At 61.9% G+C, this 19,465-nt stretch carries 16 protein-coding genes; 10 read left to right on the forward strand and 6 right to left on the reverse strand.

Annotated elements, in window-relative coordinates; translation table 11 throughout:
• Window positions 1-23: 23 nt before the first annotated feature.
• The 5 genes from F4U95_RS18555 to pyrC all read left to right on the forward strand — a co-directional run bounded on the left by F4U95_RS18555 (window position 24) and on the right by pyrC (window position 8,553).
• Entirely contained in the window at window positions 24-2,387 is a 2,364-nt protein-coding gene (locus tag F4U95_RS18555) for a TonB-dependent receptor (RefSeq protein WP_197716483.1), read from the forward strand.
• A gap of 66 nt (window positions 2,388-2,453) precedes the next feature.
• Window positions 2,454-3,962 carry an aldehyde dehydrogenase family protein gene (locus tag F4U95_RS18560; protein WP_232016503.1) on the forward strand — a complete coding sequence of 503 codons (1,509 nt, stop codon included), beginning with the start codon at window positions 2,454-2,456 and terminating at the stop codon, window positions 3,960-3,962.
• A 420-nt stretch (window positions 3,963-4,382) separates the two neighbouring features.
• A complete protein-coding gene (locus tag F4U95_RS18565) occupies window positions 4,383-6,581 on the forward strand; it encodes a TonB-dependent receptor (RefSeq protein WP_120252642.1) in 2,199 nt (732 codons plus the stop codon).
• A gap of 30 nt (window positions 6,582-6,611) precedes the next feature.
• Entirely contained in the window at window positions 6,612-7,454 is an 843-nt protein-coding gene (locus F4U95_RS18570; protein ID WP_150426654.1) for an NADPH-dependent oxidoreductase, read from the forward strand.
• Between the two features lie 61 nt (window positions 7,455-7,515).
• Complete coding sequence (gene pyrC, locus F4U95_RS18575; protein WP_120252644.1) at window positions 7,516-8,553, forward strand: dihydroorotase; 1,038 nt, start codon at window positions 7,516-7,518, stop codon at window positions 8,551-8,553.
• Window positions 8,554-8,619: 66 nt separating this feature from the next.
• Here the strand turns inward: pyrC and F4U95_RS18580 are convergent, their stop codons facing one another.
• The 5 genes from F4U95_RS18580 to F4U95_RS18600 form a co-directional block, all read right to left on the reverse strand.
• Entirely contained in the window at window positions 8,620-11,154 is a 2,535-nt protein-coding gene (locus F4U95_RS18580) for a PepSY domain-containing protein (protein ID WP_120252645.1), read from the reverse strand.
• Between the two features lie 152 nt (window positions 11,155-11,306).
• On the reverse strand, window positions 11,307-12,218 hold the full coding sequence (locus F4U95_RS18585) for a CmcJ/NvfI family oxidoreductase (protein ID WP_150426655.1): 912 nt from the start codon (window positions 12,216-12,218) through the stop codon (window positions 11,307-11,309).
• The gene (locus F4U95_RS18590; RefSeq protein ID WP_120252647.1) at window positions 12,218-13,654 is read right to left on the reverse strand and encodes an aldehyde dehydrogenase family protein; all 1,437 of its coding nucleotides are present in this window, start codon (window positions 13,652-13,654) and stop codon (window positions 12,218-12,220) included. The genes F4U95_RS18585 and F4U95_RS18590 overlap by 1 nt, the downstream gene beginning before the upstream one ends.
• An 11-nt stretch (window positions 13,655-13,665) precedes the next feature.
• Window positions 13,666-14,487: a glutathione S-transferase family protein gene (locus F4U95_RS18595; RefSeq protein WP_232016512.1), complete on the reverse strand. Its 822-nt coding sequence runs from the start codon at window positions 14,485-14,487 to the stop codon at window positions 13,666-13,668.
• A gap of 3 nt (window positions 14,488-14,490) precedes the next feature.
• Window positions 14,491-15,243: a glutathione S-transferase family protein gene (locus F4U95_RS18600; RefSeq protein WP_120252648.1), complete on the reverse strand. Its 753-nt coding sequence runs from the start codon at window positions 15,241-15,243 to the stop codon at window positions 14,491-14,493.
• A gap of 220 nt (window positions 15,244-15,463) precedes the next feature.
• Here F4U95_RS18600 and F4U95_RS18605 point away from each other — a divergent pair, with 220 nt between their 5' ends.
• The 4 genes from F4U95_RS18605 (at window position 15,464) to F4U95_RS18620 (ending at window position 17,607) form a co-directional block, all read left to right on the forward strand.
• Window positions 15,464-16,135 carry a glutathione S-transferase family protein gene (locus F4U95_RS18605; RefSeq protein ID WP_232016514.1) on the forward strand — a complete coding sequence of 224 codons (672 nt, stop codon included), beginning with the start codon at window positions 15,464-15,466 and terminating at the stop codon, window positions 16,133-16,135.
• Entirely contained in the window at window positions 16,132-16,554 is a 423-nt protein-coding gene (locus F4U95_RS18610) for an acyl-CoA thioesterase (RefSeq protein ID WP_120252649.1), read from the forward strand. The genes F4U95_RS18605 and F4U95_RS18610 overlap by 4 nt, the downstream gene beginning before the upstream one ends.
• 65 nt (window positions 16,555-16,619) lie before the next feature.
• Window positions 16,620-17,291, forward strand: coding sequence for a DUF4197 domain-containing protein (locus F4U95_RS18615; protein ID WP_120252650.1), 672 nt, complete (start codon window positions 16,620-16,622; stop codon window positions 17,289-17,291).
• A 52-nt stretch (window positions 17,292-17,343) separates the two neighbouring features.
• A complete protein-coding gene (locus tag F4U95_RS18620) occupies window positions 17,344-17,607 on the forward strand; it encodes a hypothetical protein (protein WP_120252651.1) in 264 nt (87 codons plus the stop codon).
• 19 nt (window positions 17,608-17,626) lie between these two features.
• On the opposite strand, the gene F4U95_RS18625 is transcribed toward F4U95_RS18620, so the two are convergent.
• Window positions 17,627-18,463, reverse strand: a complete 837-nt coding sequence (locus tag F4U95_RS18625; protein WP_120252652.1) for a helix-turn-helix transcriptional regulator — start codon at window positions 18,461-18,463, stop codon at window positions 17,627-17,629.
• Between the two features lie 137 nt (window positions 18,464-18,600).
• On the opposite strand from F4U95_RS18625, the gene F4U95_RS18630 reads away from it, so the two are divergent.
• Complete coding sequence (locus tag F4U95_RS18630; protein ID WP_269462553.1) at window positions 18,601-19,458, forward strand: beta-keto acid cleavage family enzyme; 858 nt, start codon at window positions 18,601-18,603, stop codon at window positions 19,456-19,458.
• The last annotated feature ends 7 nt before the right edge of the window (window positions 19,459-19,465 follow it).

Below are 19,465 nucleotides of genomic sequence, written 5' to 3' on the forward strand. Positions count from 1 at the left end.
GGGCAATATGGGAGGAGCCTGACATGCAAAAGACAATAGTCCTGCTGGTCGCCAGCGTATCGATGGCGGCAATGCACGCATCGGCATTTGCGCAGACTGAGGCCGCGCCGCAGGCGCAGTCTGCCGGTTTGGGCGACATCATCGTCACCGCGCAAAAGCGTGAGCAGGCGATCAACGATGTGCCGCTCTCGATTACGGCGGCGTCGGGGGAGAAACTGGCCAATCAGGGGATCACCAATGTCGCCGATCTGGTGAAGATCGTGCCGGGGTTCAACTATACCGAAAGCGCCTTCGCAACGCCGGTCTACACGTTGCGCGGCATCGGCTTCTACGACACCAGCCTGGCGGCCAAGCCTACGGTCAGCATCTATCAGGATCAGGTGCCGATCCCCTTCTCCATCATGACGCGTGGCGCGACGCTCGATCTGGAGCGGGTCGAGGTGCTGAAAGGACCACAGGGCACCTTGTTCGGGTCGAATGCGACCGGCGGCGCGATCAACTATATCGCGGCCAAGCCGACATCGACCTTCAAGGCGGGGATCGACGCTGGGGTGGACAGTTTCGGACAGGTATCGGGCGGCGGCTTCATCAGCGGACCGATCAGCGATACGCTGACAGCGCGGGTCGCGCTGCGCACCGAGCAGGGCGGCGCGTGGCAGCGCAGCTATACCCGTGACGAGAAGCTGGGCGATCGCAACTTCACGACCGGGCGTATTCTGATCGATTTCGAGCCGTCCGATGGCGCGCGCTTTTCGCTTAATCTCAATGGCTTTATCGACAAGAGCGACGGCCAGGCGGCGCAACTGATCGGGGTGGTGCCGCTGGGCAATCCGGCGCGGCTGGGTCCACTCGCCACCTATCCGATCGCACCGCGCAACAATCGCGATGCGGACTGGACACCGGAGCAGAAGCCAGGGCGCGACGACTGGTTCTATCAGGCATCCTTTCGGGGCGATATCGACCTGACCGACGATCTGACGCTGACGTCGATCAGCAGCTATTCCCAATATCATAATGATCAGGACATCGATCCTGACGGCGTGGCGCTGCGCGATTATTTCTACAACACCACCGGCAAGATCACATCATTGTCGCAGGAATTGCGGCTGCAGGGGCGAACGGGCGGCCTGACTTATATTCTGGGCGCCAATTATGCGCGGGAAAAAACCTATCAGCAGGATGATGCCGGTCCCTACGACCAATCGACATCGGCCTATAATTTTGTCGATGCAGGCCTGGGCATCCCCTTCTTCGTCTACAGCCAATACGCGCAACAGAAGTTCGTGAACAAGGCGGTGTTCGCCAACCTGGATTATGACATTGGCGATCATCTGACCCTGCATGGCGGCGTGCGCTATACGAAGACCAATATCGATTTCGCGGGCTGTACCGCTGATCGCGGCTTTGCTCTGGGGCAGGGGATCCAGAATCTGGTGAACTTCATCCGTGGCGGCGCGGGACTGGCGCCCATCGCCATTCGCGATGGTGCCTGCGTGACGATCGATGGTCCGACCCTGACCGTCGGTGAAGTGCAGCGGACCTTGGATGAGGATAATGTCTCCTGGCGTGCGGGTATCGATTATAAGCCGAGCAAGGACGTGCTGCTCTATGCCTCGGTCAGCAAGGGCTACAAATCGGGCAGTTTTCCGCTGCTGTCAGCCAGCGATGCCAACCAGTTTAATCCGGTGACGCAGGAATCGGTGACTGCCTATGAGGTCGGAGCCAAGCTGACCTTGCTGGAGAATAGGGCTCAGATCAACGGCGCGCTCTTCTATTATGATTATAGCGACAAGCAGTTGAAGGGCCGCGTGATCGCCAATCCCGATGTGTTCGGCCCGCTCGAAGCGCTGGTCAATGTGCCCAAGTCGCGCGTGCAGGGTGCGGAGATGCAGCTTGATCTGGCGCCGGCCGACGGTCTGCGCGTGAGCATAGGCGCGACCTACCTCGATACCAAGATCAAGGGCAGTTTCGTCAATTATGACAGCTATGGCAACCAGCTGGACTTTGGCGGATCGGCCTTTCCCTATACCCCCAAATTCCAGATTGTAACCGATGCTCAATATGACTGGGCGCTCAGCGACGATGTGGAAGCATTTATCGGCGCCAACCTCAATTTTCAGAGCGATACCAAGGCGGTGTTGGGCAATGCCCGCGCTACGCCGTCGCGAGCGCTCACCGCGCAGGGTGGCCTGACGATCGAGGATTATACGCTCATCGACCTGCGCGCCGGCCTGTCCTTCGATGACGAGCGTTACAAGATCAGCGCGTTCGTGCGGAACCTGGGCAACACCTATTATTGGTCCAACGCCACCCGCATCACCGACACGACGGTCCGCTTCGCCGGGCGCCCCCGCACTTTCGGCGCAACCTTGTCGGCGCGTTTCTGAACCACCTCCCCTGGGCCGCGTCCTGAACGGTGGACGCGGCTCCTTCTTGCTTCCCGGAGAAACCCTATGACTGCACGCTCCTCCCACGTTGCCGGCCTGCATGGCGAACCGGGACATGAGGTCCGTTTGCCGACCACGCGCATGCTGATCGGCGGTGGGTGGGAGGAGGCAGCGGATGGGCGCCGCATCGATGTGGAAGATCCGGCGACGGGCAAGATTTTCGCCAGCGTGCCGGCAGGCACGGCGGCCGATGTGGACCGGGCGGTGCGGCAGGCGCGCACGGCGTTCGAATCCGCAGTCTGGGCACGGATGCGGCCGCTCGATCGCGGCAAGATCATCGAGGCGATCGCCCGCAAGATCGAGGATCACGCGCAGGAACTGGCGCTGCTGGAAAGCTATGACAATGGCAAGGCGGTGCATCATGCGCTGGCGGTGGATGTCCCGGCCGCCGTGGATATCTTCCGCTACATGGCGGGCTGGTGCTCGAAAATTTATGGGCAGGTGAACCCGATTTCCGGCGATGGCCGCCAATATCACAGCTATTCCGTGCGCGATCCGATCGGTGTCGTGGGCCAGATCGTGCCGTGGAATTACCCCCTCGCCATGGCCGCGTGGAAGATCGCCTCGGCATTGGCGGCGGGTTGCACCATCGTTCTAAAGCCTTCCGAAGTCACGCCGCTGACCGCGCTGCGCCTGGCGGAACTGGCGCTGGAGGCGGGGCTGCCCGAGGGCGTATTGAACATCGTCACCGGCTACGGGCATGAGGCGGGGCAGGCGCTTGTCGAACATCCAGGTGTCGACAAGATCGCGTTCACCGGATCGACCCGCGTGGGCAAGCAGATCGTCCAGACCGCCGCGAAGGATCTGAAGCGCGTGACGCTGGAACTGGGCGGAAAGTCGCCCTCGCTGATCTTCGCCGACGCCGACCTCGACCAGGCGGCGATCGGCGCCGCGCTCGCCATCTTCTTCAATTCCGGGCAGGTTTGTCTTGCCGCCTCGCGCCTCTATGTCGAACGATCCGTGTTCGACAAGGTGGTCGAAGGAGTCGCGCAGGTCGCGAAAACCTTCAAGCTTGGCCATGGGCGCGATCCTGACACGATGCTGGGGCCTTTGGTGTCGAAGGTACAGCAGAGCCGCGTGCTGGATTTCATCGCCCAGGGCAAGGCGAGCGGGGCGGACCTCGTCACCGGTGGCGGAACAGGCGAGCAAGACGGCTACTTCGTCGAGCCGACCATCTTCGCCAATCCCGACGCCGACGCCAGCATCGTGCGGGAGGAGATTTTTGGCCCGGTGCTGGTTGCCACGCCTTTCGACGATGCAGATGAGGTGGTCCGGGCGGCCAACCACACCCGCTATGGTCTGGCCGCCAACATCTGGACCCGCGATCTGTCGCGCGCCCATCTGACCGCCCGCAAGCTGCAAGCCGGCACGGTGTGGATCAACACCCATGGCATGAATGATCCCTCCGCGCCTTTTGGCGGGGTCAAGGAATCCGGCTGGGGGCGGGAGGTCGGCGAGGAAGGGGTGCTTCACTACACCGAAACCAAGACGGTGACGGCCCTTCTGGACAGCTAGCTTTTGTGAACTGGAAACATAGCTATTCAGACAGACAGGTCGTTGGCACATCATTCAGATAGGAATGATCCGTTGCTCGGTCCTTCTGGCTGCGATTGCTGCTGCACATCGGGCTTTGGAAAAATTCTCGACAGGCAGCTCTCGAACCGGCGTGATCACGGCAATATGTTCCAACCATAACCTGGCTGCATGTTAGCGGCGGGGAGGAAATGGCGGTGGGACCGCCAGTTGAATGTCAGAATGGAGTGACTGCAGACGACTTGCGCTCACCAGCGTCCGGGACGAGGCGATATGGCAAGCCGTATGACTTCAGCGCTTCTCAACAGCGCATGCGCACAACTTGTTTGCTCAAAATATCTACCAATCTAGTAGAAAATTCTCAAATCCGCGCGGGGCGGGTGGTTAGAGAAATGCACGTCCATGAAATTCACTTATCGCTCGTTTGATTTTTATCTGTCCCTGGCATCGGCCCTGGTCCTGGCCCAAACCGCCCAGGCCCAAACCGCTCAGGCCCAGACGGCACCGACCCAGACGGCACCGACCCAAGTGACCCCGGTTGAAGACACCGGGTCCGGGGGAGAAATCATCGTTACCGCCGAGCGCCGCGCGACGGACCTGCAAAAGACCGCCATCGCCATTTCCGCTTTCACGCCCGAGTTGCTGGAACAGCGCAATATCACCAGCGTGCGCGATCTGGCTGGGCAAGTGCCCAACCTGTTCGTAGCCCGCACGTCGATCAGCCATACGACCCAGACCTTCTCGCTACGTGGCGTGGGTGAGAGCGATCCGATCCAGGAACCTGTGCTGGCCGTCTATGTCGACGACGTCTATGTTCCGCGTCAGATCGGATCGATGAGTGAATTCGTCGATCTGGAGCGGGTCGAACTGCTGCGCGGACCGCAGGGCACTTTATACGGCCGCAACAGCAGCGCGGGCGCTCTTCGCCTGATCACCCGCGATCCGGACGATACGACCCATGTGACGGCCGAGGCGGGCTATGGCAGCTATAATGACGTGCAGTTGCGCGCGCTTGTCAGCGGGCCCATCGTCAAGGACGTGCTTTCGGCCAGCATCTCCTACATTCACCGGACGCGTGACGGCGTCACCTACAACCCGACGCTGGGCCATGATGTGAATCGCATCGACTTGGACGGATGGCGCGGCAAGCTGCGCTTCACCGGCATCAACGACCTCGATGCGCTGTTGACCCTCAACGTGATCCGCGACCGCAGCGACAGCCGATCCTATATTCCGGTCAACCAGCCGGGCGGGACGTTCAGCCGCCGTCGATCCTACTCGGAAGTCGAGCCGCTCCAGCATCTCAATGCGCTCAACGGCTCCTTGCGCCTTATCTACACGCTCTCGCCCCAGCTTTCGATCAAGTCGATCACGGCGGCCGGCGGCTTCAACCTCAACCCCGTCTATTATGAAAATGACGGGCAGGCCGCACTGATCCAGAAAAATCTCATCCATTATAATGACAAGTTCCTGAGCCAGGAGGTGCAGTTGAATGGTGAATTTGGCGATGTCAGCTTCACCAGCGGCCTTTTCTACCTGCATGAACGTTTCTTCGTGGAACGCGATGGTTTCAGCCGGACCGGCACGGCTGCGACCGCGCCCGTCAACAAGCAGCGTGCGCATAATATCACCTATACCGACGCCTATGCCGTCTTCGGGGAAGGGACTTGGAAGGCGGATGATATTTTCAGTGTGACGGCCGGTATTCGCGGCACGATCGAGAAGAAACGGTTCGTCTTCGATAACAAGGTGATCGACGATAACCGCAATGTCGTGTCGCAATCCATCGCGGGGGAAGCGGAAAAGACATGGAAGGCGTTGACGCCCAAGGTTTCGGTGCAGGCGCAATGGACACCCAACCTGCTCAACTATCTGACCTGGTCGCGCGGCTTCAAATCGGGCGGTTTCGATAATCGCGCCACCCGACTGGACCTGGCGACCTTGCCCTTCAATCCTGAAAAGGTCACCACCTATGAAGGCGGTTTGAAGGCGACATTGTTCGGCCGGGCGCTGCGCAGCAATCTGGCGGTCTTCTACAATGACTATAAGGATTTGCAGGTATCCTTCTATGACCCCGCTTATGTCGGCAGCCGGCGGGGCAATGCTGGCAAGGCGCATAGCTGGGGCGTCGAGCTGGAAAACGACCTGCGGCTGACCGATGCCCTGAGCTTCCAGGGGTCGGTCGGCTATCTGAAGGCGGTCTACGACGATTATAAGGGGGCCGGTGGCAACGGCGTGAATGCCGACGGTAATCCGCTGACCAACGCGCCCAAATGGTCGCTGTCGGGTGGCACGACCTATGACCTGCCCCTGGGCGCGAGCGGCAGCCATTTGCGGCTCTCCGCCAACGCTCAATATCAAAGCAGCTTCTATGCCAATGCGCTGGCGCGGACGCAGGATCGGGTGCCGGGGCAAACCTTCGTCAACGGGTCCGTCACCTGGGTTCTGCCGGACGACCGCTTCCAGGTCGCGCTCACAGGCAAGAATATATTGGGTGCGAACAAACCGGTCAGTTCGGCCTATACGCCGACCACCGGGGTCTATTATCGCAACTATGCCGATCCGGCGACGGTATTGGCGAGCGTTCGCTTCTCATATTGATCGGCACTCGCATAGAAAGGCGCTGTGGGCATGGCCTTGGACGATCCAATCGCGCACCCGGACCTCCATGCCGCGCTGGCACGGCGCTATGGTGGCGATGAACCATCCGGCCCCCTGCTATGGAATGATGTGATTGGGCACCTCCTGTCACATCGCTCCATACGCGCCTATCGCAAGGATGCATTGCCGGACGGGACCGTAGAAACGCTGGTGGCCGCAGCGCAATCTGCGGCCAGTTCCTCCAACCTCCAATTGTGGAGCGTCGTTGCGGTCGCCGATGCGGACAAGCGCGCGCAACTGGCGCAGCTGGCGGGCGGACAACAGCATATCGCGCATGCTCCGCTGATTTTGCTGTGGATCGCGGATCTGGCCCGCGCGCATCACATCGCCGCCCGCAGCGATGCGCCGGCCGAAGGTTTCGGTTATCTCGAAAGCTTTCTGGTCGCGTCGATCGATGCCGCATTGGCTGCGCAAAATGCGGTCGTGGCGGCGGAATCGCTCGGTCTGGGCACCGTCTATATCGGCGCGCTGCGCAATCGGCCGGAAGATGTGGCTGCCCTGATCGACTTGCCGCCCAATGCCGGCGTGGTATTCGGCCTGGTTGTCGGCTGGCCCGATCCCGACAGGCCGGCATCCATCAAGCCACGCCTGCCGCAGGCCGCCGTGCTGCACCATGAAGGCTATGCGCTTGAGCCGCAGCAGGCAGCGATCGACAGCTACGACGCGACCTCCCGCATATTCCAGCACGGACAGGGGCTGCCGACTGTCGGCTGGATCGCGCAATTGCTTCAACGCGGGGCGTCGGCGGCCTCGCTCAACGGGCGGCAGCGACTTAGCGCCGCGCTCAAGGCGCTTGGCTTTGGCCTGCGTTAACGGCGGCGCATTTCCCAACTAGCCTATCGACTGCCATCACACAGGTGGCTAGAGCGAGCGCATGACAGCACAGATAACGATACGCCGCCCGGATGACTGGCATGTGCATCTTCGTGATGGCACGATGCTGGAAGCGATCGCCGGTTACACCGCACGCCAATTTGCGCGGGCCATCGTCATGCCCAATCTGACCCCGCCCGTGGTCAGCGTCGCGGCGGCGGAGGCCTATCGCGATCGCATATTGGCCGCCTTGCCGCAGGGTGCGGATTTTACCCCCCTTATGACCTGTTATCTGACCGATGGCGCAGATCCGGCGGAAATTGAAAGGGGGTTCGAACAGGGCGTGTTCGCGGCCTGTAAACTCTACCCCGCCCATGCCACGACCAATTCGGCGCATGGTGTGACCGACATTCGCAAGTTGACCGCCGTTCTGGAAACCATGCAGCGGATCGGCATGCCGCTATTGATCCATGGTGAAGTGACGGATCGCGATATCGACATTTTCGATCGGGAAGCGGTTTTCATCGAACGTATCCTGACGCCTCTCGTCCGCGACTTTCCGGCGCTCAAGATCGTGCTCGAACATATTACCACGGCGGAATCGGCTGAATTTGTTGCCGATAGCGGGCCTCAAATCGGTGCGACGATCACGCCCCAGCATCTTATCATCAACCGCAACGCCATTTTCGATGGCGGTATCCGTCCGCATGCCTATTGCCTGCCCGTCGCCAAGCGGGAGCGTCATCGCCTTGCGGTGCGCAAGGCGGCCGTGTCCGGCTCGCCTAAATTCTTTCTGGGTACCGACAGCGCCCCGCATGGCGTCGATCGCAAGGAATCGGCCTGCGGCTGTGCCGGCATCTTCAACGCCCCCTTCGCGCTGGAAAGCTATGCGCAGGTTTTTGAAGAGGAAGGCGTTCTCGACCGACTGGAAGGCTTCGCCTCCGAACATGGCCCCAATTTCTACGGTCTGCCGTTGAACGAAGGCACGGTAACGCTGCAGCGGGAGGAAACGATCGTGCCGGATGTGGTCGGGCAGGGCGATATTCGCGTCGTGCCTTTCCATGCGGGCGAAACCCTGCGCTGGCGTTTCGTCGACTGACAGATTGGATAGCGGGTTGCAGGCTGCTCTTCTCAAACGGACGACCTGCCACCCGCTATGCCCTGATCAGTAAACGTCCCGTCGATAACGGCCCTCTTCGGCCAGCGTTTCCAGCTTGTTTTCGCCCAATATCGCAACCAGCCCATCATGGACGCCCTGGGCCATGCCATCCAGACTGCCACAGACCAGGATCGTCGCACCACGGTCGATCCAGTCGGTCAGGGCAGAAGCCGCATCGGGCAGCATGTCCTGCACATAGCGCGCGCAATCGCTGTCTCGCGAAAAACTGCGATCGAGGCGAGTCAGAGTACCATCCTCGATCCATGCCGACAGTTCATCGTCGAAGAAGCTCTCATGCCGACGGCTCCGTTCCCCGAACAGCAGCCAATGCCCCTTGTGCCCGTCATGGGCCTGAGCCCGCAGATGCGCCCGCAGGCCCGCTATCCCGGTGCCGTTGCCGATCAGGATCAGCGGTTGGCCGCCCTGCGCCGGGTCGGTGCGGAAACCTGGATTGGGGCGCACGCGCAGCAACGTGGTCGATCCGACAGGCATATGCGCCGTCAGCCATCCCGATCCTATGCCCAGCCGCCCATCGTCGCCACGCACCTGCCGGATCACAAGGTCCAACGTGCCATCGGCCGCGATCGACGCGGCCGAATATTCGCGCACCGGCAGAGGACGAAGCGCGCGCGCGCTGTCCATGGTCATGGGCTGATCGTGATCGGGCAACATCGCCGTCATCAGATGATCGCGCAGCGCTGTCGATCGGTCGAGCAGGTCTGTGTCCTGCGCCTGTGCAACCAGCAGGGCATCCACTGTCTCGGGCGCATTGCAGGGTTGAACCTCGACGATGTCCCCCGCTTCCCACATGGCGTCCATGTCGGCGGCCGGCTCGAACTGCAAGTGGAAGGCCTTGAGCGCGTCGCTTTGCGGGTTGAGCACATGGCGCGCCACCAAAGTCCAGGCGATGAAGGGGATGACGGTCTGCCCGCGCCGCGCGTCTGCTGCGCCCAGATCATGCAGGGCGGCATCCCATTGCTGTTCTGCCGCCTGATCGCCATGATCCATCGCGATCAACGGGAAAAGGGCGGTCGCGCCTGCTCCGCGCAACCAGGGGTCCACCTTTTGACCGAACGCGCAGAAATCCGGATATTCCCGATCGCCGAGCGCCAATATGCCATAGCGAAGATGACCAAGGTCCAGTGCGTCGCCGTTCACCATGCGTGTAGCAAATCCGCGCGCCATGTCCGGCGGCTCGCCTTCGCCATAGGTGCTGGCGACGAACAGCAGGCGTTGGTTTTGCGCCAGCAATGCAGGCGTCAGCTTTCCGACCGGCAGAACCTGCGCTCGCACGCCGCCTTGCGCCAAGGCCAGCGCCGCATTGCGCGCGCGGATTTCGGCCGTACCGGTCTGGCTGGCATAGGCGATCAGCAGGTCACCCGTTCCTGCGCCAGCGGCCACGGTGATACCGGCTTCCAATGCCTTCGCCTCTCGCTTGCGCCGGCGCCGCGACAGATAGAGCAGATAGCCGGTAACGGTGAACAGAGGCATGGTGAGACTGGTCAGCAGCAGTGCGATCCGACCGGGCAGACCGAAAAAGGCGCCCCGATGCAGTTCGAACATGCTCTGGGTGATGATGGTGCCCAGCGGCCGCCGATCATAAAGATCGCGCTTCGTAACGGCGATCGTTTCGGGATCGTAGCTGTAGCGATCGGTCTGGCGCAGATGGCGCGCGCCTTCCGGTCGGGCATCGAAATTGATCGTCTTCATCGGCTGTGCCGGCGCTGGGCGAGCGATGCGGACCCAGACATAATCATCGCCCGTCGCGCGTCGGAAGGCCGTCCATGCCGGATCAATGGCGGGACGCGGGGCGATGCCGTCCTTCTTGCCTTCGCGTCGTCCCTCCTCGCCGCCTGCCTTGCCGGTCAAGGCATAGATCACGCTCTGTCGATACCAGTCATAGCTCCACCACAGGCCCGTCAGCGCGCTCAGCAGATAGAAGAGCAGCACCCATGTCCCGATCACGACATGCAGCGCGCGCCACAGATTACGGCCGGTCTTGCGCAGATCCAGCACCATCCAGGCGCGCCAGTCCAATGCCTGGCGCGGCCAGCGCAGATAAAGGCCGGACAGGGCGAAGAAAATGAGGGAAATGGCGCTGAACGCGGTAATCTGTCGACCGACGCCGTTGCCGCCGCCGGGCAGCGCAAGCCAGCGATGCAATTCGTCCATCAGGTGGAAAAATCCGGCCCCGGCTGGCTCACCCAGCCACCGCCCGGTGGCACGATCGACCTGGCCCTGCATGCGGCCACGTCCTTCGCTGGCGAGCAGGCGTATGGCGTGGGTGCGATCGCGTGCCGTCTCCCAATCGAGGCGGGCGACATAATAGCCAGGATGGTCGGCCTCGACCCGGGCGATCAGCCGATCGGGTGACATATCTGCCCCGGCTGGCACGCCCGGCGCGAACAACGTTGGGGACAGGGCTTCGGTAATTTCATCCTCGAAGCTCATGGCGGCACCGGTCACGCCCATCAGAGCCAGCACGATTCCGGCAGTGATGCCCAGGAACCAGTGGATTTGGAAGAAGACGCGCTTGGTCACAGGAGCTCCGATAATGATATCCGAACCCTATTACGCATGTGCAACATGAATGCAATTGCGAGATATTTGCAGTAACAATATTGATCGAATGATCGCTTCGCGGCGCCAGCTACCGCCGATTGTCATTCGGCCTTTACATAACGCGCCGATGCCTATTCGAAAAAGGCCACAGCCCGCACCTCGATGCTCGACCGGACCTTCCTGTCTGGCAGGCTGCTGTCATGGAAGGCGGTATGCGGGCAGCGCCATGTCACATCATGGTCGCTATCCTGAAATTTGAACAGCAGCACGTCGCTTGCCGCCATGTTCGAGAAATACCACCAGCGATGCCGCGCCCTATGCCGGAAGATGGACGCCGCGATCATCTGATCCTCGCCGGCCACCGGTGCGGTCAGCGCGTCGCCGATCGGCAGTTCGTCCACCACGAACAGGGTGTTGGACGTCGCCTCTTCATCCGACACGGTACGCCCGTCGCATATGGCGAGCGGCCAATCCTGCGGTCCCGGCGAAAATGTGCGCCAGAAACTGACGCAGACATAGCGTTTATAGCCCGGGCCTTCGGGAAAAGCGGCGGCATAGGCGCGTTCTGCCGCACGGCGGCCGGTAATCTCATTATAATCGACATGCGCCTCGCCGGCCGGCGGCTGAATGCCGCCTTCATGGCGATAATTTTCCACTTTCTCCTGCGCGCGGGCGGTCAGGTCCGCAGAAGTGCGGATCATCCACCCGCGGGCCGACACGCAGGATGCGCCGGTCAGCGCCTGTATCGCCGCCTCACATTCGCGCAGATAGAGGCGATCGACCTCTTCCTTGTCGAAGAAATCGCGGATGGCGCTGCTATGCCTGCCAAGCATGAAACCATGGGTATCGAAGCGGAAATGGTCGCGGATCGGCATGCCGTCGCGCACCACCATGCGATGGTCGCTATAGCGGCCGGTGTTGATCTCCACGCCACGCGACACATAGCGCCGCGTGACGAAATCGCCATCGTCCAGATAGCGGATCAGCGCGGGCGCCTGCCGCGCGCTGTCCTCCACATCGGTTTCGATCGGCAGGCTGGCCATCAGCCTACCTCTTCGGGCAGCGCGCCGATCACCGACTTGACCTCCAGAAATTCCTCCAGCCCGAACTTGCCAAATTCGCGGCCATTGCCCGACTGCTTATAGCCGCCGAACGGCATGTCGAAGGCAAGGCCACCGGCATTGACGAACACAGCGCCCGCGCGGATGCGGCTGACGAACTTGCGCGCATGGGCGGGATCACCCGCGACATAAGCGCCCAGGCCATAGGGCGTGTCGTTGGCGATGCGGATGGCATCTTCATCGTCTTCATAAGGCATGAGGACCAGGACGGGGCCGAAAATCTCTTCCTTGGCGATCGTCATGTCGGGCGAGACATTGGCGAAGACGGTGGGACGGACATAGCTCCCCTCGCTCAATCCGTCAGGGCGCCCGGTGCCACCGGTGACGAGCGTCGCGCCTTCATCAATGCCGGTCTGGATCAGGCCCTGGATACGCTCCCACTGTCGCTGGCTGACGACAGGGCCGATATGATCGCCCTCGACCTGTGGATCGCCGACCTTCTTGGCGGCGAAGAGCGCGCCGACCTTTTCGGCTGCTTCGTCATGTTGGGACCTGTGGACCAGCATCCGCGTCGGTGCCACACAGCTCTGCCCGCTGTTGAGCAATACGCCGCCCACGCCGCCGGGCAGTGCCTTGTCGAGCGGCGTGCCTTCCAAAATGATGTTGGGCGATTTGCCACCCAGTTCCTGCGCGACCCGCTTGACCGTATCGGCGGCGTTCTTGGCTACCATGATGCCGGCGCGCGTGGAACCGGTGAAGCTCACCATGTCGATATCGGGATGCTGGGCGAGCGCGGTGCCGACGCCTTCGCCATCGCCCTGCACCAGATTGAAGACGCCGGCCGGCACGCCTGCGGCATCCAGTATCTCGGCAAAGATGGCCGCGCAGCTGGGCGCTTCTTCGGAAGGTTTCAGGATCATCGTGCAGCCCGCAGCCAGCGCCGGGCCGACCTTGGCCAGAATCTGATTCATTGGCCAGTTCCAGGGCGTAATGAGCGCAACCACGCCGATCGGCTCGCGCACCACCCGATTGTCGCCGATCTTCTCGGAAAATTCGTAATTTTTAAGCGCGTTCAGCGCCTGCCCCAGATGGCCGAGGCCCGATCCCGCCTGCGCGGTCTGCGCCATGGAGATGGGGCAGCCCATTTCGGTGGCGATGGCGCGGGCGATATCGGGCACGCGCTTTTGATATTCGGCAACGATCCGTTCGAGCAGCGCGACCCGTTCTTCACGGCTGGTCTGCGAAAATGTCTCGAACGCGCGGCGGGCGGCCACCACGGCTGCATCGACATCGGCCGCTGTGCCCAGGATCAGGTCGGCGGCGCTCTGGTCGGTCGCTGGATTGACGACGGCGACGGTGCGGCCGCCCTGGCTGTCGACCCACTGGCCGTCGATATAGTGCTGGAGCGTATTGGGCATGATGAATGTCCTTATGCGGGAAGAAGGCCGAGATCGGCGTCGGTGGCGGGGGCGCCCCATTTGTCGCGCGGCGGCAGCGGGCGGTTGTCCCAGGGCGGATCGAGGGTGAAGCTGGAAATGGCGCGGCCTTCAGGCAACCGTCCGTTGCCGCCACCCTGGGCATAGTCATAATAGAGCGTCATCAGTTCGCGATGACCATGATGGCGCTGCGCAACCGGGTGTGACAGGCAGGCATCGTGCCAGCGCAGCAACCGGGTCAGATGCTGGGGGATCTGATAGGCTTCATAATAGTCTAGGAACCAGAGCCGCTTGAACATCGGTGTGAAGGCCACTTCCGCCCAGCCGAAACGGTCGAACAGATAGTCGCCGTCCGGTGCATAATGGCGCAGAAATTCGTCCAGCCGCGCATATTGGGCATCGACCTCTGCCTTATGCTCTTCTCTTTTGGCCGGATCGCGGTTCAGAATCATGCGATATCCTGCACCGGTAAACTGGCCGTCGGACGCGCACAGCATCGCCTCGAGCGCATGTTCAAAGGGGTCTTGTCGCGCCACAGGCGGATCGCGAAAGCGATCCTCGAAATAGCGCATGATGACCATGCTTTCCTTCAGCGTCTCGCCATTTTCCAGTTCCAGCGCGGGGAGCGCGGTGGTGCCGCGCGTCTTGGCGAGCAGCCAGTCGGGACGGGGCTGCGATATGTCGATTTCATGATCGGCCATGATGCCGTGCAGCCCCTTCAGGTCGAGCAGCAACTCGATCCGCTCGGAAAAGGGGCAGCCGGGGATGTGGTACATGCGTAACTGCCCGGCGGGCGGTTCGTCTTGCCAGCTCATGGATCAGGCCGCCGTAGCGGTGGGACGGGCGGGCATTTCGCTCTTCGATTTGGCGAACATCGCCTGTGTGGCGGGCCGGGCATTGATCCGGTCGATCCAGGCGACGAGATGCGGAGTCGCTTCCTTATTGACGATATCGGCGTGACCGAATTGCATGCCGTTCGCGATCGCGAAGTTGCAGACATCCGCCAACGTATAGTCGTCGCCGGCCAGCCAGGGGCCTTGCGACAGGCGTTGTTCCAGCCGGTCGACAGACACGCGGATCTTGCGCATTTCCTCGTCCAGCACTGCCTGGGGGAAGCCGGCGCGGGCGCTACGCCATTTGGCCTGCTGCTCGGGGATCGGGATGTGTTTCAGCTTCTCTTCGAACTCTGCGTCGCTCAGCCTACGCGCTTGCGGTCCGATCATCCGTTCCCAGCCGATGGTGGATACGCACCAGCAAAAGTATTCGTCCACCCATTTGGTCCAGACGCGCATTTCGGCGATCTGCACCGGATCGGCCGGGCGCAGCCGTATCGCATCGGGAAAGGCATCCTCCAGATATTCGCAGATGACGGTCGATTCGGTAATGATATGGCCGTCATGATCGAGCGCAGGCACCTGACCGCGCGGATTGATCGCCTTGAACCAGTCTTCATGATGTTCGAACCGGGTCGGATCGACGAAACGGGGCGTGAATTCCAGCCCCTTTTCATATAAAGCCAGCAGGGGCTTCAGGCTGTTGGCAGCCGGACCGAAGCTGTAGAGCGTCAACATGCGCTGTTCATCCTCACCTTATGGTTATGGCGTCTGGTGCGCCTTCGGGGATGAAACTGGCTGGCGTTGGGGCGGCCCGCAAGTCGTCTGTCGATACTATCAGCCAAACTACCCGGCAGGGCGGGCCGCTCAACCTGTCAGTTTCAATGATAGCGCCGCCACTCGTCTTGCGGCGGGGGCAAGGCTTTGCTTTGGATAGCGACAATAAAAACCGGAGAGAATGATGCTGGAACTGCTGACGTCGGAGACGCCCAACGGGTGGAAGGTGTCGATCCTGCTGGAGGAACTGGGCGTGCCGTACAAGGTGACGCCGATCTCGCTCACCGACCGGGTGCAGAAGCAGGACTGGTATGTCGCGCTCAATCCCAATGGCCGCATCCCGACCTTGGTGGATCATGACGCGGGGGATTTCGCCATTTTCGAATCCGGCGCGATCCTGCTCTATCTGGCGGAAAAATTTGGGCGGTTCCTTTCCGTTGACCCGCAGGACCGCAGTCGCGTCATCCAGTGGGTGATGTGGCAAATGTCCGGCCTTGGCCCGATGATGGGGCAGGCGACCGTCTTCAACCGCTATTTCGAGGAGAAATTGCCATCGGTGATCGACCGTTATGTGCGCGAAAGCCAGCGCCTTTTCGGCGTCATGGATGCACAACTGGCGACGCGCGACTATCTGGTCGGCGACTATTCGATCGCCGACATCGCCTGCTTCCCCTGGGTGCGCGGCCATGACTGGGCCGGCGTCGACATGAGCGGCTTCCCCCACCTTCAGCGCTGGTTCGAAAGGATTTCAGCGCGGCCCGCGGTGCAGCGCGGGCTTCTTGTTCCCACTCCGCCGTCTGATGAGGAAATGGCTGAAAAAACCACCAAGCAGGGAAAGACCATTCTCGCGTGAGCGCTTTCTTGCAGCGGATCGTCCGCATCGAATGGGGGCATTGCGACCCGGCCGGCATCGTTCATGCCCCGCGCTATTTCGACATTTTCGGCGAAAGCACGATGCTGCTGTTCGAACAGGCGGGCCTGCCCAAGAAGCGGGAGATGCTGGCGACCATGCCCTTTGCCGGTTTCCCGATGGTCGATGTTTCGGCGCGCTTCTTCGTGCCGACTGCCTATGGCGACGATGTGCTGGTGGAGGCCGATGCGCCAATCTTCGGCAACAGCAGTTTTACCGTTGCGCACCGCCTGTCGCTGGACGGCAAGCTGTGCGTCGAATGTATCGAAAAGCGGGTCTGGACCGTGCCGGATGCCAGCCGACCGGGCGGATTGCGGGCAGAGCGCGTGCCGGACTCGGTGCGGACGCTGTTCGCATCCTGATTCATGTTCAGGCGCAAGCAAGCCTGACGCGGCCATAGCGATTTCCACGAAAAGGGAGATGCGTCATGGATCAATCAATCGGCTTTTCCGACAGGCGCAGCCTGATCGCGACGCTGGCGCTGCTGCCGCTGGCGGCCTGTGCTACGCCGATGGGCCGTTACACGGTCGAGGATGCGGTGCGGCGGCTGCTGCAATTGTCGAGCGAGCGCGCCTTTGCCCGGCTGACGGAGCCGGGCGGATTTTATGACGATCAACTGACCCGAATCGTGCCGCCGGATTTGAACGGCGGCAAGGGCGGTGCGGTTCTGTCCGCCCTGCTGCGCACCAATGCAGTGCGCAATCAGGTTGCGCGGTCGCTCAACGATGTGGCGGTGGACCTGGCCGATAATGCCACGCCGATCGTCATGGATGCGGTGCAGCGCATGACGCTGGCCGATGCGGTGTCGGTGCTGCGCGGCGGGCCGACGGCGGCAACCGACCTGCTGGCCCGGCAAGCGCGAGGATCGGTGGTGGAGGCGCTGATGCCCGGCGCGTCGCGGGCGCTGCGGTCCGATATGTTCGAAATGCTGTCGGCGGCGCTCTCCGCCAGCGGGGGCAAGGATTATGCGGCGCTGGCCGACAATGTGTCGGGCCAGATCGGCGATGCCATCTTCCGCGCGATCGGTCGGGAGGAGGCGGAAATTCGCCGCGATCCGGGCGCGACCCGCGATCCCATTCTGATGGCGCTGCTGCGCTAGTTTTTGATTCTTAGACCTTGATTTCGTCGCCGGGCCATGGTGTCCCCGCGTGATGGAACAGAAATATCCCGGCGTCGCCGGCATCCCCTGGGATCAGCCCGCGACCATGATCGACCTGGACGGCAAGCCGCCGCTGATCGGCACGATTCGCGACTGCGCCGTCCATTTTGGCCTCTACAAGGACCATGCCAAGGCGCAGGCGCGTGTCCTGTTGACTCAGCCGGTCCATCGCGAAGGGCGAAAGACGCGCACCTGGCTGTTGGACCCGGAGGAGATCGCGGCTCTGGCCGAGCGGCTGAAGCGCGAAACGAACTGATATCGGCCGGCACCGGCGCTCAGGCGAGCGCCGGTGCTTCCGTTTCCGCCACCAGCTTGGCAAGGCGGGCTGCGCTGACATCGTCGAGCGGGGCGAAGAGCAGCAAGCGCTGGCCCGGCGCTTCCTCGATCGCATAGCTGGTATGGCGGAACATGATTTCGCCCACGCCCGGCATGTCGGCGATATTCGTGTCCTCGAAATGAGCCATGATCTCCGAATCCTGCCAGTAGCGTTGGAAAAATTCGGACTGTTCCATCATGTCGGCGATGATGCCTTCGAACACCTCCGGCTGGGCGGTGCGGCTATAATCCCATTTGAAGCGGGCGATCAGGCGGCGGCACATATCTTGGAACTTGTCCGGATCGGCGCGATAGCGCGGGTTCAGCATCAGGATGCGGAACAGGTTGCGCTCTTCTCGCGGCAATGTGCTGTAGTCGCGAAAGGCGCGGGGAACTAACCGGTTCCACCCGATCACGGTCCAGTCCTCCACGATCACCAATGCGGGAATCGATAGCGCATCCATCAGATGCTGTGTGCCGGCATGGATCGTTTCGTCCGGGCGGCGCGCCAGCGGGGGCGGGCGATGCTGGGCCAAAGCGAAGAGAAATTCGCGCTCATTGGGATTGAGGCGCAGGGTACGGCTGAGGCGTTCCAGCATCGGCGCGGACAGCTGCACCTCGCGGCCCTGTTCGAACCATGTGTACCAGGTGACGCTCATCCCCGCGAGCGTCGCCACTTCCTCGCGCCGCAAACCGCGCGTGCGCCGGCGTTCGCCCGGCGGCAGCCCCACTTCCGACGGCGCCAGCTTGGCACGCGCCGCTTTCAGGAACCGCGACAATTCTTCCCTTTGTGCCATGCCTTATCCAGTTACTCGCAATAATGGGACATCCACCGGCCTTCTTGCGGGCCTTCTCCTCTGCAAGACCCTTGGGTCTGCGATCGGCAACATAGCCGAGACTAGACAGGAGAGCGATATTGGCTGGCAAGCTATTTGTGACATGCGCGGTGACCGGAAGTTCGCCGATGCCGTCACATCCCAATTTCCCCTTTCGCCCGGACCATGTCGCGGCCGAAGCGCTGGCGGCGGCGGCGGCGGGTGCGTCGATCATTCATCTGCATGTGCGGGATCGTGAAACCGGCGTTCCATCACAATCGCTGGAGGATTATCGCGAGGTCGTCGGCCTGATCCGCGCCAAGAATGATGAGGTCATCCTGAACGTCACCACCGGGCCGGGTTGCACCTGGATGCAGGGCGACGAAGACCCCGCCGTCTGCGGGCCCGGCACGTTGATGTTCACTGCAGAGCGGCGGCTGGAGCATATTCTCGACCTGAAGCCCGATATGTGTACGCTCGACATCTGCACCATGCAGCTGTGGGGTGGGGTGGCGATCAACCTCGACCCCATGATCACGAAGATGGGGCATATGATTCAGGATGCCGGAGTGCTGCCGGAGATCGAATGTTTCGAGGCAGGCGATTTCGTCTTCGCCGACGATCTGATGGCCAAGGGGGCGATCCCGAAGAACGTGCCCTTCACCTTCGTCCTGGGCACCAAATATGGCCTGCCCGCGACGCCGGAGGCGATGCTCTATGCCAAGAACCAGATCCCGCGCGGCGCGCGGTTCACCGGCTTTGGCGTAAGCCGCCACAGTTTTCCCATGGCAGCGCAGTCGGCGCTGCTGGGCGGTAATGTCCGCGTGGGATTTGAAGATACCATCTATTTGCGGCGCGGCAGGCAAGCGGCGGACAATGCTGAACTGGTGCGCTGGGGCGTGGAACTGGTTGAGCGGATCGGCGGCGATATCGCCAGCGCCGCAGAGACACGGGCCATGCTGGGCCTGAAACAATAAGGGAGAG

Source organism: Sphingobium limneticum, assembly GCF_008710165.1.
GTDB lineage: Bacteria > Pseudomonadota > Alphaproteobacteria > Sphingomonadales > Sphingomonadaceae > Sphingobium > Sphingobium limneticum.

Coding starts and splice junctions, on each gene's coding strand:
- F4U95_RS18625 (WP_120252652.1), bottom strand. CDS start 18,463: ATGGCACAAAGGGAAGAATTGTCGCGGTTCCTGAAAGCGGCGCGTGCC.
- F4U95_RS18570 (WP_150426654.1), top strand. CDS start 6,612: ATGGCCTTGGACGATCCAATCGCGCACCCGGACCTCCATGCCGCGCTG.
- pyrC (WP_120252644.1), top strand. CDS start 7,516: ATGACAGCACAGATAACGATACGCCGCCCGGATGACTGGCATGTGCAT.
- F4U95_RS18560 (WP_232016503.1), top strand. CDS start 2,454: ATGACTGCACGCTCCTCCCACGTTGCCGGCCTGCATGGCGAACCGGGA.
- F4U95_RS18590 (WP_120252647.1), bottom strand. CDS start 13,654: ATGCCCAATACGCTCCAGCACTATATCGACGGCCAGTGGGTCGACAGC.
- F4U95_RS18620 (WP_120252651.1), top strand. CDS start 17,344: ATGGAACAGAAATATCCCGGCGTCGCCGGCATCCCCTGGGATCAGCCC.
- F4U95_RS18565 (WP_120252642.1), top strand. CDS start 4,383: ATGAAATTCACTTATCGCTCGTTTGATTTTTATCTGTCCCTGGCATCG.
- F4U95_RS18555 (WP_197716483.1), top strand. CDS start 24: ATGCAAAAGACAATAGTCCTGCTGGTCGCCAGCGTATCGATGGCGGCA.
- F4U95_RS18595 (WP_232016512.1), bottom strand. CDS start 14,487: ATGAGCTGGCAAGACGAACCGCCCGCCGGGCAGTTACGCATGTACCAC.
- F4U95_RS18615 (WP_120252650.1), top strand. CDS start 16,620: ATGGATCAATCAATCGGCTTTTCCGACAGGCGCAGCCTGATCGCGACG.
- F4U95_RS18605 (WP_232016514.1), top strand. CDS start 15,464: ATGATGCTGGAACTGCTGACGTCGGAGACGCCCAACGGGTGGAAGGTG.
- F4U95_RS18600 (WP_120252648.1), bottom strand. CDS start 15,243: ATGTTGACGCTCTACAGCTTCGGTCCGGCTGCCAACAGCCTGAAGCCC.
- F4U95_RS18585 (WP_150426655.1), bottom strand. CDS start 12,218: ATGGCCAGCCTGCCGATCGAAACCGATGTGGAGGACAGCGCGCGGCAG.